General features: G+C 35.8%; 15 protein-coding genes. 11 read left to right on the forward strand and 4 right to left on the reverse strand.

Annotated features, from left to right (window positions below):
- Positions 1 to 65: 65 nt before the first annotated feature.
- The 10 genes from hisG to hisIE all read left to right on the forward strand — a co-directional run bounded on the left by hisG (position 66) and on the right by hisIE (position 7,974).
- Positions 66 to 920, forward strand: coding sequence for an ATP phosphoribosyltransferase (gene hisG / locus HCO57_RS03160; RefSeq protein WP_167987803.1), 855 nt, complete (start codon positions 66 to 68; stop codon positions 918 to 920).
- 1 nt (position 921) lies between these two features.
- Positions 922 to 2,208, forward strand: a complete 1,287-nt coding sequence (hisD, locus tag HCO57_RS03165) for a histidinol dehydrogenase (RefSeq protein WP_167987804.1) — start codon at positions 922 to 924, stop codon at positions 2,206 to 2,208.
- A gap of 2 nt (positions 2,209 to 2,210) precedes the next feature.
- On the forward strand, positions 2,211 to 3,257 hold the full coding sequence (gene hisC / locus HCO57_RS03170; protein WP_167987805.1) for a histidinol-phosphate transaminase: 1,047 nt from the start codon (positions 2,211 to 2,213) through the stop codon (positions 3,255 to 3,257).
- Positions 3,258 to 4,394 (forward strand): bifunctional histidinol-phosphatase/imidazoleglycerol-phosphate dehydratase HisB, encoded by a 1,137-nt coding sequence (gene hisB, locus HCO57_RS03175; protein WP_167987806.1) that lies wholly within the window; start codon positions 3,258 to 3,260, stop codon positions 4,392 to 4,394.
- Positions 4,391 to 4,969 carry an imidazole glycerol phosphate synthase subunit HisH gene (gene hisH / locus HCO57_RS03180; RefSeq protein ID WP_167987807.1) on the forward strand — a complete coding sequence of 193 codons (579 nt, stop codon included), beginning with the start codon at positions 4,391 to 4,393 and terminating at the stop codon, positions 4,967 to 4,969. Before hisB ends, hisH begins: the two co-directional genes overlap by 4 nt.
- 2 nt (positions 4,970 to 4,971) lie before the next feature.
- Positions 4,972 to 5,391 (forward strand): GNAT family N-acetyltransferase, encoded by a 420-nt coding sequence (locus HCO57_RS03185; RefSeq protein ID WP_167987808.1) that lies wholly within the window; start codon positions 4,972 to 4,974, stop codon positions 5,389 to 5,391.
- A 28-nt stretch (positions 5,392 to 5,419) separates the two neighbouring features.
- The gene (locus HCO57_RS03190; RefSeq protein ID WP_167987809.1) at positions 5,420 to 6,193 is read left to right on the forward strand and encodes a HisA/HisF-related TIM barrel protein; all 774 of its coding nucleotides are present in this window, start codon (positions 5,420 to 5,422) and stop codon (positions 6,191 to 6,193) included.
- A 47-nt stretch (positions 6,194 to 6,240) separates the two neighbouring features.
- Positions 6,241 to 6,522, forward strand: a complete 282-nt coding sequence (locus HCO57_RS03195) for a GIY-YIG nuclease family protein (RefSeq protein WP_167987810.1) — start codon at positions 6,241 to 6,243, stop codon at positions 6,520 to 6,522.
- 38 nt (positions 6,523 to 6,560) lie between these two features.
- A complete protein-coding gene (hisF, locus tag HCO57_RS03200) occupies positions 6,561 to 7,316 on the forward strand; it encodes an imidazole glycerol phosphate synthase subunit HisF (RefSeq protein ID WP_167987811.1) in 756 nt (251 codons plus the stop codon).
- A 61-nt stretch (positions 7,317 to 7,377) separates the two neighbouring features.
- Positions 7,378 to 7,974 (forward strand): bifunctional phosphoribosyl-AMP cyclohydrolase/phosphoribosyl-ATP diphosphatase HisIE, encoded by a 597-nt coding sequence (gene hisIE, locus HCO57_RS03205; RefSeq protein WP_167987812.1) that lies wholly within the window; start codon positions 7,378 to 7,380, stop codon positions 7,972 to 7,974.
- 150 nt (positions 7,975 to 8,124) lie between these two features.
- Here hisIE and HCO57_RS03210 read toward each other — a convergent pair whose 3' ends face one another.
- The 4 genes from HCO57_RS03210 to HCO57_RS03225 all read right to left on the reverse strand — a co-directional run bounded on the left by HCO57_RS03210 (position 8,125) and on the right by HCO57_RS03225 (position 11,030).
- Positions 8,125 to 8,814, reverse strand: a complete 690-nt coding sequence (locus HCO57_RS03210; RefSeq protein WP_167987813.1) for a hypothetical protein — start codon at positions 8,812 to 8,814, stop codon at positions 8,125 to 8,127.
- 68 nt (positions 8,815 to 8,882) lie between these two features.
- Positions 8,883 to 9,992, reverse strand: a complete 1,110-nt coding sequence (locus HCO57_RS03215) for a hypothetical protein (protein WP_167987814.1) — start codon at positions 9,990 to 9,992, stop codon at positions 8,883 to 8,885.
- Positions 9,949 to 10,488 carry a hypothetical protein gene (locus HCO57_RS03220; RefSeq protein WP_167987815.1) on the reverse strand — a complete coding sequence of 180 codons (540 nt, stop codon included), beginning with the start codon at positions 10,486 to 10,488 and terminating at the stop codon, positions 9,949 to 9,951. The genes HCO57_RS03215 and HCO57_RS03220 overlap by 44 nt, the downstream gene beginning before the upstream one ends.
- On the reverse strand, positions 10,488 to 11,030 hold the full coding sequence (locus HCO57_RS03225) for an RNA polymerase sigma factor (protein WP_245167528.1): 543 nt from the start codon (positions 11,028 to 11,030) through the stop codon (positions 10,488 to 10,490). Before HCO57_RS03225 ends, HCO57_RS03220 begins: the two co-directional genes overlap by 1 nt.
- Positions 11,031 to 11,227: 197 nt before the next feature.
- On the opposite strand from HCO57_RS03225, the gene HCO57_RS03230 reads away from it, so the two are divergent.
- A complete protein-coding gene (locus tag HCO57_RS03230; RefSeq protein ID WP_167987816.1) occupies positions 11,228 to 13,609 on the forward strand; it encodes a TonB-dependent receptor in 2,382 nt (793 codons plus the stop codon).
- Positions 13,610 to 13,611 lie beyond the last annotated feature (2 nt).

Consider the following 13,611-nt stretch of genomic DNA (forward strand, 5'->3'; position numbering starts at 1 on the left):
TTTTTTATGTCTATAACTGAAAAAGAAAAGTAAAACAAGCGTAAAGCGAAACACGTAAACTTAAAATGAAACTAAGAATTGCTATTCAAAAAAGCGGCCGTTTAAATGAAGATTCTCTAGATATCTTAAAGAATTGCGGCGTATCCATAGATAATGGTAAAGACCAATTAAAGGCCTCTGCCCGTAATTTTCCTATGGAAGTTTTTTACCTACGGAACGGAGATATTCCACAGTACCTTAAAGATGGTGTGGTAGATATTGCAATTATTGGTGAAAATGTACTATTTGAAAAAGGAGAAGGTATTACTATTGCAGAAAAACTCGGTTTTTCTAAATGCAAGGTAAGTATGGCCATTCCTAAAGGGAAACAGTACACTTCGTTTAAAGATTTTGAAGGTAAACGTATTGCCACCTCATACCCAAACACCGTAAACAAATTTCTAGAACAAAATGGCGTAAAAGCAGATATTCATTTGATCAATGGTTCTGTAGAAATTGCACCAAATATTGGTCTTGCAGACGCTATTTGTGATATTGTTTCTAGTGGTAGCACCTTGTTCAAGAATAATCTTAAAGAAGTTGAAGTTTTGCTAAAGAGTGAAGCGGTTTTAGCGGTTTCCCCAAAGATTGATAACGAACGAAAGGTAATTCTGGATAAGTTATTATTCCGTATACAATCCGTTTTAAAAGCAAGGCAGAGCAAGTACGTTTTAATGAATGTGCCTAACGATAGTTTAGATACAATACTTACCATCTTACCAGGTATGCGTAGCCCTACGGTTTTGCCATTGGCGGAAGAAGGTTGGAGCTCTGTACACACAGTGATTAATAAAGATACTTTTTGGGAAGTTATAGACGAATTAAAACAGGCTGGGGCAGAAGGTATTTTGGTTTGTCCTATAGAAAAAATGGTGCTTTAAAATGAAAAGTTATACAAATCCGCCTAAAAGTGAATGGGCTACCATTTTAGCAAGACCTACACAATCTTATGAAGCTTTAGAGCCCGTTGTAAAAGAGGTTTTTGATGCCGTTCAAAAGCAAGGAGATGAAGCCTTAAAGGCGTACACTCAAAAATTTGATGGTGCCAATCTGGATAACTTATTGGTTTCTGAAGAAGAAATTAATGAAGGTATATCCATGGTCTCAACAGATTTGCAAGAGGCGATTAAAGTTGCTAAAGCTAATATTGAAGCGTTTCACCAAGCACAAAAAACAGAACGGGTAGCCGTTACTACCATGCCAGGTGTAGATTGTTGGCAAGAAAAAAGAGCCATACAAAAGGTAGGGTTGTATATTCCTGGTGGAACTGCACCTTTGTTTTCTACCATTTTAATGCTGGCCCTACCTGCAAAAATTGCAGGTTGCCAAGAAATTGTACTATGTAGCCCGCCTAATAAAGAAGGGAAATTGAATCCTGCTATTTTATTTACGGCTCAATTGTGCGGGGTTACCAAAATTGTAAAAGTTGGTGGTATACAGGCTATTGGCGCTTTGGCTTTTGGTACGGAAAGCGTACCTCAAGTATATAAAATATTTGGCCCAGGTAATCAATACGTAACCACTGCCAAACAAATGGCAACCAAATTTGGAGTAAGTATAGATATGCCGGCAGGTCCTAGCGAATTGTTAGTAGTGGCAGATGATACTGCGAATGCCGATTTTGTAGCTTCAGATTTATTGAGTCAGGCAGAACACGGGGTGGATAGTCAGGTGGTTTTGGTAACTACATCAGAAGCCTTTGCCTCTAAGGTTACTGTAGCATTGGAAAATCAATTGGCGGTTTTACCAAGAAAAGAAATTGCAGCGAAGGCAATCGATAATAGCAAGCTAATTATTGTAGATAATGATGAAACTGCGTTGGCTATAATCAACCAATACGCACCAGAACACTACATTGTTTGTGTAGAAAATGAAGATTTTTATGTAGAAAACACCTATAACGCGGGTTCTGTGTTTATAGGCAATTATACGCCAGAAAGTGCGGGAGATTATGCCTCTGGCACCAACCATACCTTACCAACAAACGGTTATGCTAAGCAGTATAGCGGGGTTAATCTTGACAGTTTTACCAAGAGCATGACGTTTCAACGTTTGAGTGAGGAAGGGATTAAAAAACTAGGAAAAAGTATAGAATTAATGGCAGAAGCAGAAGGGTTACAAGCCCATAAAAATGCGGTTACCTTGCGCCTTAAAGCCTTGGAGGAATAGGAATGAATACACTATTTAATTTGGACCTGTTGGTTCGTGAAAACGTTAAGGCGTTAAAACCGTATTCGTCTGCAAGAGACGAGTATGTTTCTTCTGGTGAACAGATGGTATTTTTAGATGCGAATGAAAATCCGTTTGAAAATGGTTTAAATCGATATCCAGATCCACACCAGCGTAATTTAAAACAACTAATTTCTGAGGTAAAACAAGTAGAGGCCAGTCAGATTTTAGTAGGTAATGGTAGCGATGAAGTACTCGATTTAATTTTTAGAGCGTTCTGTGAACCAGGGAAAGACAATATTATAACCTTGCCACCAACGTACGGTATGTACAAGGTGCTTTCTGGTATCAACAATATTGAGAATAGAGAAGTACTGCTAACAGATAAGTTTCAACCCAATGTGGACGAAATTTTGGCTGCTACAGATGAGAATACCAAATTGTTATTTCTGTGCACCCCTAACAATCCAACCGGGAATAGTTTTGATTTTGAAGCGATAGAACGCTTGCTGTTTGAGTTTCCTGGATTGGTTGTTGTAGACGAGGCCTACATCGATTTTGCAACAAATGGTAGTTGGAGTTTTCGTTTAAACGATTTCCCTAATCTCATTATAGCACAGACACTTTCCAAAGCTTTTGCTATGGCGGGTATTCGTCTGGGCTTGTGTTTTGCTTCGGAAGAAATCATAGCGGTTTTAAAGAAAATTAAACCGCCCTATAACGTTAATGAATTGACGCAACAGAAGGCATTTGAAGCTTTGGAGAATTACGAAACGGTAAAAGAACAGGTGCAAACCTTACTTAAAGAACGTAAGCGATTATCAGAAGCCATAGCTAAAATTCCGTACATCGAAACAATTTATGATAGCGATGCTAATTTCATTTTAATTAAAGTAGATGATGCCAATAAGCGATATAACCAATTGTTAGAAAAAGGAATCGTAATACGAAACCGAAGTACACAACCATTGTGCGAAAATACGCTTCGTCTAACCATTGGTACGATAGAAGAGAACGACAAACTAATTTCAACCCTTAAAGCCCTTTAAATGGCTAAAAAAGTATTATTTATAGACCGTGATGGCACCATCATCAAAGAAACAGTTGATGAGCAAATAGATGCCTTTGAAAAAATGATTTTCTATCCAAAAGCATTTACCTATTTGGGTAAAATAGCTAAAGAGTTAGACTATACCTTGGTCATGATTACCAATCAAGATGGTTTAGGTACCGAAGCGTTTCCTGAAGATACATTTTGGCCCGTGCACAACTTTATCATCACGGCATTTGAAAATGAGGGCGTACACTTTGATGCGGTTTATATTGATAGAACTTTTCCGCATGAAAATGCAGAAACCCGTAAACCAGGCACTGGAATGTTAACGGAATATTTTTCTACTGCGTACGACTTGGAAAATTCGTTTGTAATAGGCGATAGGCTAACCGATGTGGAACTGGCAAAAAATTTAGGTGCAAAGGGAATTTTTATCAACGATAACACCAATTTGGGTACAGGTGAAATTACAGTAGACCGTAAAGATTTGGATGACTACATTGCTTTGGAAAGCAATGATTGGCAAGCTATTTATGAGTTCTTAAAAGTACAAGACAGAGTTGCCGAAATAAAAAGAGAAACCAAGGAAACCAAAATTCATATTAAAGTAAATCTAGATGGTACTGGTAAAGCTAACATAGATACGGGTTTAAAGTTTTTTGACCATATGTTAGACCAAATTGCACGCCATGGTCAAATGGATTTAGATATTAAGGTAGACGGCGATTTGGAGGTAGATGAACACCATACCATTGAAGATACGGGTATAGCCCTAGGCGAAGTCTTCCACAAAGCACTAGGAAATAAGTTGGGCATAGAACGCTACGGATTTTGTTTGCCTATGGACGATTGTTTGGCTTCTGCAGCTATAGACTTTGGTGGTAGAAATTGGTTGGTTTGGGAAGCCGATTTTAAACGAGAAAAGGTAGGAGATATGCCAACAGAAATGTTTCATCATTTCTTTAAATCGTTTACAGATGGTGCAAAGGCCAATTTAAATATTAAGGCAGAAGGCACCAACGAGCACCACAAAATAGAGGCAATTTTCAAAGCATTGGCAAAGGCTATAAAAATGGCGGTAAAACAAGATAAAGAAAAAATGATTTTACCATCTACAAAAGGAATGTTATGAGTTTGGTAATTATAGATTATGGAGCTGGGAATATACAAAGCATCAAATTTGCCTTTCAACGTTTGGGGGTAAATGCCGTGCTAAGTAATGACCCAGAAGTTATCCGTAAGGCAAAAAAAGTTATTTTTCCTGGAGTAGGGGAAGCAAGTTCCGCTATGCGTAAGTTAAGAGAAAGTGGTTTAGACGCTGTAATTCCAACCCTAAAACAACCTGTTTTGGGTATCTGCTTGGGTATGCAGCTTATGTGTAATGCTTCGGAAGAAGGCAATACTAAGGGGTTAGGCATATTTGACGTGGATGTAATTAAGTTTGATTCAAATGTAAAAGTACCTCAGATTGGGTGGAATAAGATTGAAAATCTGCAGTCGCCCTTGTTTAAAAATTTGGAAAACGATTTTATATATCTGGTTCATAGTTTTTATGCTCCAAAGTGTGAGGAAACCATAGCTACCTGTACCTACGGATTAGAATATGCAGCAGCATTGTCAAAAGACAACTTTTACGGTGTGCAATTTCACCCAGAAAAGTCGGGCCAATATGGCGCTCAAATACTTAAAAACTTCCTGAGCCTCTAGTTATGATTGGTTACACCATTTCCAAGGATAAGAATTTATTGCAATTCGATAAAATTCATAAAGCGATAAAAACATCGTATTGGGGTGGATATAGAACCGAACAGCAAACTAAAACTACCATTGAAAACACGATTTGCTTTGGTGTTTACAATGATGCTATGGAACAGGTAGGCTTTGCAAGAGTATTAACGGACCAAGTTGTTTTTGCTTATGTTATGGACGTTATCATATTTGATGGATATCAAGGTAAAGGATTGGGCAAATGGCTAGTTGCCCATATTTTAGAAGATGATAGCCTAAAAAATGTACTAACTATTAGTCTTAAAACAAAAGATGCTCATAAACTGTATGAAAAATATGGTTTTAAATCAGTGGGCAATTCAGAATTATGGATGGCAATAGATAAGACAAAATTAGATTAGTTGTTTTAAGTACTTAAAACTATAAAAAATGAGAATAATCCCAGCAATAGATATTATAGACGGTAAATGTGTACGCTTGTCTAAGGGCGATTACGATACCAAAAAAATATATAACGAGAATCCGCTAGAAGTAGCTAAAGAGTTTCAAGATCACGGTATTCAATACCTGCACCTGGTAGATTTAGATGGTGCTAAGTCCAAGCATATTGTAAACCATAAGGTATTAGAACAAATTGCTACAAAAACCGATTTAAAAATAGATTTTGGAGGCGGATTAAAAACGGATGAAGATTTACGTATTGCCTTTGAAAGTGGTGCAAATCAAATTACAGGTGGTAGTATTGCGGTTAAAGACCCTGACACTTTTTTAGGGTGGATTAAACAACACGGTAGCGACAAAATTATTCTTGGTGCCGATGCCAATAATGAGAAAATTGCGGTCTCTGGGTGGCAAGAAGAATCGGACCAAGAATTAGTTCCCTTTATAAAAGCGTATCAAGCAAAAGGCATTTCTTATGTTATTTGCACAGATATTTCTAAAGATGGCATGTTGCAAGGGCCGGCATTTGATTTGTATCAGAAAATATTAAAACAAACAAAAACGGTAACCACGGAAATTACGGGTAGTGGTGTGCAGGATATTGAGCATCAAATAAAATTGATTGCCAGTGGTGGCATTTCTACTTTTGATGAGCTGCCAAAATTAAAAGAAATAGGCTGTGAAGGAGTTATTATTGGCAAAGCCATTTATGAAAATAGAATTAGTTTAAAACAATTGGAAGGATATATTTTATCTGAATAAAATTTTATCGTCACCCTGAACTTGTTTCAGGGTCACATAAAAAGCTAATGAAAACTAGTTATGTATATATAATGACAAATACGTACAGAACCACTTTTTATGTTGGAGTGACAAGTGATTTGAAAAAGAGAAACATAGAGCATAAATCCGGAATAGGTTCTAGTTTCACTAAAAAATATAATCTACATGATTTAATATATTTCGAAACTTTCACTGCAATTCAAGAAGCTATTGCGCGCGAAAAGCAACTAAAGAACTGGCATCGAGATTGGAAAATTAATTTGATAAAAGCGCATAACCCGAAAATGCGAACATTAACCATAAATTAAGAAGACTCCGAAACCAGTTCGGAGTGACGTAAAAAATTATGCTTACAAAAAGAATTATACCCTGTTTAGATATAAAAGAAGGAAGAACCGTAAAAGGTGTCAACTTTGTGGATTTACGTGATGCTGGTGACCCTGTAGAATTGGCACAGCGTTATGCGGATGAGGGTGCAGATGAACTTGTTTTTCTAGATATTTCTGCAACCGAACAAAAACGTAAAACCTTAGCCGAACTAGTTTACAATGTTGCCGAAAAATTAAATATTCCCTTTACTGTGGGGGGTGGAATTTCTTCCGTGGAAGATGTGGATATCTTACTTAAAAACGGCGCTGATAAAGTTTCTATCAATTCATCAGCGGTTAAAAATCCGGATTTAATCAATGAGTTGGTAGCCAAATTTGGTTCGCAATGTATTGTTGTGGCCATAGATGCCCGTAAAACCGATGATGGCTGGAAAGTTCATTTGGTAGGCGGTAAAGTACCTACAGAATTGGATTTGTTTGACTGGGCAAAAGAGGTAGAACAGCGTGGCGCTGGCGAAATTCTGTTTACCTCCATGGACCATGACGGTACTAAAAATGGCTTTGCAGATGCAGAATTGGCCAAACTCTCTAGTTTGGTAAACATTCCTATCATCGCCTCTGGTGGTGCCGGACAAGTGTCTCATTTTACAGATACCTTTAAAAACGGCAAGGCAGATGCTGCTTTAGCGGCTAGTGTATTTCACTTTAAAGAAATAGCTATCCCAGTTTTAAAACAACAGTTAGAAAAAGAAGGAATACCGGTACGGATTTGATGGTTCACATACTATCTAAATTCAAAAAGATTATATAAAATAAACAAGAGAATACAGCATAATGAAAATCGATTTTTCAAAAGATAAGAACGGTCTAGTACCCGCAATAATACAAGATGCACGCACTAAAAATGTGTTAATGCTAGGGTACATGAACCAAGAAGCATTTGATAAAACACAAGAAACAGGTAAGGTCACTTTTTTTAGTCGTTCTAAAAATAGATTATGGACCAAGGGAGAGGAAAGTGGCAACTTTTTGGAATTGGTTTCTATGAAGGTGGATTGTGATAACGACACCTTATTGGTACAAGTAAAACCAGTTGGCCCCACTTGTCATACGGGTACAGATACCTGTTGGAAAGAAGAAAACATGCCGAATTTTAGCTTTTTATCCGAGTTGGAAAGGGTAATTACTTCCCGTAAAGAAAATAAAGAAGATGAAAAAAGCTATGTAGCATCCCTCTTTAGAAAAGGTATTAATAAAATTGCTCAAAAAGTAGGGGAAGAAGCGGTAGAAACGGTAATTGAAGCAAAAGACGATAATGAGGAATTGTTCTTAAATGAGAGTGCTGATTTACTTTTTCATTATTTAATCTTATTGCAAGCTAAAGGATATACCTTGAAGGATATAGAAAAGGTATTGATAGAAAGGCATTAAAAAAAGCCCCAGGAATGGGGCTTTTTCTATACATCTAAAGTAGACCATGTAAATTGTAATGGCTTAGGTATTTTTCTTTCGTTATAAGTAAAAACAATATTGTTTTTAACAAATACTTTTGTAATAGGTATCGTTGTTTTGTTGGGTAAATTATTTCTGTGCATCCTCATCTATTTGCTTCTTATAGCGATTTTTACCCATATTGAATATGCCTATTTTAATCCCCAAACCTGCAGAGAATCCATTAATGCGGTCTAGCGCTTGTTGTTCTAATTCAATTTTACTGGAGAATCGGTATTTGCCTGTAGCTTCTAATTGTACATATCTATTAATGTTAAATAATAAACTTACACCAGGCTCGTAAACAAAAATAAAATCTGAAGTTTCAAAATCTTCATTATCAAAATCATTGTCATCGTTTTCAAAAGTGTCACCATCTACATAACCAATGCCTCCTCCGCCAATATATTGTGGAAATGATAGGCTAATTGTCCGTTTACCAAAAAGTATAGGTTCTAAATGTAATCCTACATAACCACCAATTAAATCTTCATTATCTATTGATAATTCTCCTGTTAAGTTCTGTTGAGAATAAAACCCGTACGTTGCTAAACCTATTTCTAATTTACGGTTAGCCACATACGCCAGTTTTAGACCAGCAAAAAAAGTATCCTTTCCATCAATTTCACCAATTGCCAAGGGAATGCCAAGATAAACACCATGAACTACATTGTTACGGTCGTTAAAGGTGATGTATTCGTCACTGTTTGTTTGTTGCGCGTGTAGTGATAACACACTAATAAAAAATATAAATAATACTGTCGTTTTTTGATTGAACATAATTCTAATTTTGATTGATATGCTTTAAAGACAACCTAAGTTTAAAAAGGTTGCATCTGTATTCTATTTTAATCGTTAATGGTTACAATTCCTTTTACACCAGAAATAGTGATGGTACCTTGTTTTTTATTACCATAAGTAGCTTCTATTTTTCTAAGTTTTTTACCCTTGTCAAGTATTTTAGAAACTACATTTTCATAGCTTTTAGGCAGTCTAACTACCCCTTGTTCTAAAGTAGCTAAAAACCGATGTGAAAAATTGGTTGTTTTAATGGCTATATCTGAGGATTCTTGAGTTAAGGTAATAGTGGCATTAGGACTATTTACTTTCCCAATCACAAAATCTACAATTTTTAACTCGGTATCAATGTCGGTTTGCAATTGCTCTATTCTAATGGAAGAGAATTTGAGACTCCCAAAAAGATGCGTTACTTCTTCTAAATGTATTTCGTCTTTATTGGAGTATAGCTCAAGGGTCTCCGTAGCATTTAATTGTATTTCACTACCCTCTGTAGTTAATTGCAGTTTTTTGGCGTCATCCATGTTTAATTCGCCATTTTTTAATGCTATTCTAGCGCTTATTATGCTTTTTGCTCTTATTTTTCCGAATTTCAACTGAATATTTGCTTTATTAATGGTTTCTCCAAGCCATAAATCACCATGTTCCAGATTGATCTCTAATTCGCCCTTCCAATCTTCTATCAGAATATCTCCAAATTTGTTTTTAACATTCAATTTAGCCTCTTTGGGTACATACACTTCATAATCTATTTGTACTCTACTACGGTCGGTATCAATAGGGTTTGTTTTATTAAAGAAATCGGCAAACCATCCCGTATTTCTATTCGTAATTAGGGAAGTAATGGAGACAAAACTTTGATTTGAACGTATTTCTGGTCTTACGCGGTTTAGAAGGTCTTTTGCGTTATCTTCTTTTTTATGATTTACTTTTACTGTAATATTCACTTTAACCTTAGACTGTTCCCAACCCGTAATTTTTACATTACCGTATTTGTTTTCTACATGCAATTCTCCATTGGCATCTAGCTTAAATTCCTCGTGAATGGTTTTCGTAAGTGACTCTTGTGCCATTAAGCTACCCCCAAAAAGCAATAGGAGCAATACTAGATAAGTTTTATAAAGTGTACCCATAATCTTGCTCAATATTTTTTGTTTCATTAAGTCTTTCTAAAAGCTTTTCAATAAGCTCAATACGTTTTTTGTAGTTGGCAACAATGGCTTCTAAAACCTGTTCATTATCTAAATTTATTGCCATTTCTTTTTTGAGTGCAAGGTATTCCGTATCTAATTCGTCCATAAAAGACAAAAATTCATTTTTATCTTTTATACTTAGTCCAGGATTATTTTTTACCAACGCTACTTGGTAATTCACTAAGCTTTTGTAATGCATGTCTATCTCTAGCAGTTCTTTTGAAACCAGCTGTTCTTCAGTATTTACACTTGATTTAAATTGAGTGAAAAACAATGTAATAGCCATTATTACAACCAAACTTGCTGCAAATTTTAAAAGTAGTTTCCTTTGATAAAGTGGAACAACTTTAGGCTTATCATCATTTAAGGCAGAATTAATATGTAGCCACATTTTATCTTTATTCGCTTTTTCAGTATTAAAAGCTGCCGCATTCTTACGTATATATTTTTCAAAATCATCCATTATAATTCACTTACAATTTGCAATAACTTCTTTTTAGCTCTGTGGTATTGGGATTTAGAAGTGCTTTCTGTTATTTCTAAAATTGTCGCAATTTCCAGATGGTCGTATCCTTCTATCAAATAGAGATTAATAACCTGCTTATAGCCATCTGGTAATAACGCAATGCCACGTCTTATTTTAGTAATATCCAATACATCTGGTACCATAGCCTCTGTTGGTTGGGTTAGATGAAATTCATGCTCATCCATAGGGACTAAGTCTACCTTTTTTACTTTAAGATGATTAATACTTTTATTAATTACTATTCTTTTTAACCAAGCTCCAAAACTGCTTTGGTATTTAAAGGAGTGTAATTGTTTAAAAGCATCTATAAAGCTATCTTGTACTATATCTTCTGCATCTTCCTTATTTTCTAAAATCCTAAAACTTACATTAAACATGGCGTCTACATAGCAACTATAGAGTTCGTATTGAGAACTACTATGGCCTGCTTTGCTCTGTTCTACTAATGACTTATGCGTAAAACGAATGTCCGTTTTCAATGGTTTTGGTTGATACTTTCTGCTCTAAAGACAAAGGAACTAACTAAGGGTTGCACCTAAAGTAAAAAAAGTGTAAAGTTTTTTATAGTGAAGCGAAGTTATCCCACTTTTTTTAGTGTGAAATGCAACCTTGTCTTTTAAGAATTGTCTATTGGTGGTATACATTTTCATTCAATCATCAAAAAACAAATTAAAAAATGAATTCAAAAAAAATACCATGGATTGTGGTTGTATTAATACTCCAATCATTTTGGGGTTTAGGACAAACTCATTATACAATTAGCGGAATCATAAAAGATAAAAGTAATGGAGAGACGCTATATGGAGCTTCTGTTTTTCTGGAGGGTACAACCATTGGTGCTACTACCAATGCATATGGTTTTTATTCTATTTCCGCCCCAGAAGGCGACTACAATTTAAACGCTTCTTATATAGGTTTTACTGATATTACTGTAAAATTGAGCTTACAAACAGACATAAAAAAAGATATAGAACTTGACGAACTATCTACCGAATTGAACGAGGTAATTGTAACTGCAGAAGAACCAGAGAAAGCACTACTTCGAAAACCAGAAATGAGCGTGTTAAAGATGAATATAAACACCGTTAAAAAAATGCCTGTGGTGTTAGGAGAGGTAGATATATTAAAATCATTACAAATGCTACCAGGGGTTACGAACAACGGAGAAGGAACTGGGGGTTTTCATGTAAGAGGCGGTGCTCAGGACCAAAATTTAGTATTGTTAGACGAGGCTATCATCTACAATACCTCTCATATGTTTGGTTTTTTTTCGGTTTTTAACGCAGACGCTATTAAAGATTTAAAACTCTACAAAGGCGGAATACCGGCTCGCTTTGGAGGTAGAGTTTCTTCTGTTTTAGATATCAGACAAAAAGACGGGAACAGTAAAAAATTTGCACTTACGGGTGGTATTGGAGCAATTTCTAGTAGGGTAACAGCAGAAGGACCCATGTTTAATAATAAAGGTTCTTTTTTGGTTGCTGGCAGACGCTCTTATCTAGATCTTTTTCTTAAAGCAGCAGGCGAAGAGAATTCCGTAATGTTTTATGATTTAAACCTTAAAACCAATTACAGTATAAATCCAAACAATAGAATTTACCTGAGTGGTTATTTTGGAAGAGATGCTTTTAAAATTGGACAAAGCTTTGCCAGTAGTTATGGTAATGCTTCTGGTAATCTTAGGTGGAACCATATTTTTAATGATAAATTATTCTCTAATCTCTCTGCAATTGTTAGTAGATATGATTATGATTTAGATTTGGATTTTGAAGAGTTTGAGTGGATGTCCTCCATAAACAACTACCATCTTAAGTATGATTTTAAATATTACTTAAAGGATAGTTTTACAATGGGTTTTGGGGCCAGCAGTCTGCTCTATATGTTTGACCCTGGTCAAATAAATCCAACATCAAATACATCTTCCATCAACCCCTTTGCTTTAGATAGGAAAAGAGCTTTGGAAAGTGCTATCTATTTAAATGCAGAGCATAAGTTAAGCAATAGATTAACTGCTGAATATGGACTGCGTTTTAGTGGGTTTTCTAGATTAGGAGGGCAACCAATTTCAACATATCAAAATAACCAACCAGTAGTTTATAATCCAGATTTAGAAATCTATGAGAGGGGAGAAGTAATTGACGAAACTGCTTATAAAAAGAGCGATGTAATAACTTCTTTTCGCAATTTAGAGCCTAGAGCATCTTTAGCGTATTTAATAAATGATAATAGTTCTGTAAAGGCAGGATTTTCTAGAACAGCCCAGTATATTCATCTTTTGTCCAATACTTCTTCTGTAACGCCTTTGGATGTTTGGACTCCAAGCGGCCCTTTTATAAAGCCTCAAATGTCCAATCAATATGCCCTGGGTTACTTTTATGATTTTGAGGATAAAACCTATTCTTTAGAGGTAGAAGGTTATTTTAAAACAGTAGCAAATAGGATAGATTATATAGATGGTTCTGACCTTATAGGCCAGAATACCATAGAAACCGAAATATTGAATGGAGAAATGCGTGCCTATGGACTAGAATTCTTACTGCGTAAAAATACAGGGAATTTTACGGGTTGGATAGCTTATACCTTGTCAAAATCTGAACAACGTACCCTAGGTGATACAGCTGGCGGACCTGGAATCGCCAATGGTAGTTGGTATCCTACTTTTTTTGATAGAACCCATGATATATCCATTTCCGGAGCGTACCGTTTAAACGATAGTTGGAGTTTTGGAACTAACCTCGTTTTTCAGACTGGTAGACCAGTGACTTACCCTAATGGGCAGTATAGTTACGAGGGAGTGTCCATTGCAAGTTATTCAAGTAGAAATTCTGACCGTCTACCCGCGTATCACCGTTTGGATGCATCCATAACTTACACGCCCAAAAAATCTTTAAATAAGCGATTTAGGGGAGAATGGGTTTTAAGCATTTACAACCTCTATCACCGTAAAAATGCGGCCAGTATTTCATTTGGGCAAAACTTTGAGACCGGTGCCAATGAAGCCACAAGAACCGCCATTTTTGGCATATTACCTTCTATCACTTATAATTTTAAATTTTAATC

Origin of the sequence: Croceivirga sp. JEA036, from assembly GCF_011882165.1 — a bacterium.
In the GTDB taxonomy this organism is placed as follows: domain Bacteria; phylum Bacteroidota; class Bacteroidia; order Flavobacteriales; family Flavobacteriaceae; genus Croceivirga.

Bases quoted from the DNA above. Each gene is read 5' to 3' on its own strand.
- hisG (WP_167987803.1), top strand. From the start codon at position 66: ATGAAACTAAGAATTGCTATTCAAAAAAGCGGCCGTTTAAATGAAGAT.
- hisD (WP_167987804.1), top strand. From the start codon at position 922: ATGAAAAGTTATACAAATCCGCCTAAAAGTGAATGGGCTACCATTTTA.
- hisC (WP_167987805.1), top strand. From the start codon at position 2,211: ATGAATACACTATTTAATTTGGACCTGTTGGTTCGTGAAAACGTTAAG.
- hisB (WP_167987806.1), top strand. From the start codon at position 3,258: ATGGCTAAAAAAGTATTATTTATAGACCGTGATGGCACCATCATCAAA.
- hisH (WP_167987807.1), top strand. From the start codon at position 4,391: ATGAGTTTGGTAATTATAGATTATGGAGCTGGGAATATACAAAGCATC.
- HCO57_RS03185 (WP_167987808.1), top strand. From the start codon at position 4,972: ATGATTGGTTACACCATTTCCAAGGATAAGAATTTATTGCAATTCGAT.
- HCO57_RS03190 (WP_167987809.1), top strand. From the start codon at position 5,420: ATGAGAATAATCCCAGCAATAGATATTATAGACGGTAAATGTGTACGC.
- HCO57_RS03195 (WP_167987810.1), top strand. From the start codon at position 6,241: ATGAAAACTAGTTATGTATATATAATGACAAATACGTACAGAACCACT.
- hisF (WP_167987811.1), top strand. From the start codon at position 6,561: ATGCTTACAAAAAGAATTATACCCTGTTTAGATATAAAAGAAGGAAGA.
- hisIE (WP_167987812.1), top strand. From the start codon at position 7,378: ATGAAAATCGATTTTTCAAAAGATAAGAACGGTCTAGTACCCGCAATA.
- HCO57_RS03210 (WP_167987813.1), bottom strand. From the start codon at position 8,814: ATGTTCAATCAAAAAACGACAGTATTATTTATATTTTTTATTAGTGTG.
- HCO57_RS03215 (WP_167987814.1), bottom strand. From the start codon at position 9,992: ATGAAACAAAAAATATTGAGCAAGATTATGGGTACACTTTATAAAACT.
- HCO57_RS03220 (WP_167987815.1), bottom strand. From the start codon at position 10,488: ATGGATGATTTTGAAAAATATATACGTAAGAATGCGGCAGCTTTTAAT.
- HCO57_RS03230 (WP_167987816.1), top strand. From the start codon at position 11,228: ATGAATTCAAAAAAAATACCATGGATTGTGGTTGTATTAATACTCCAA.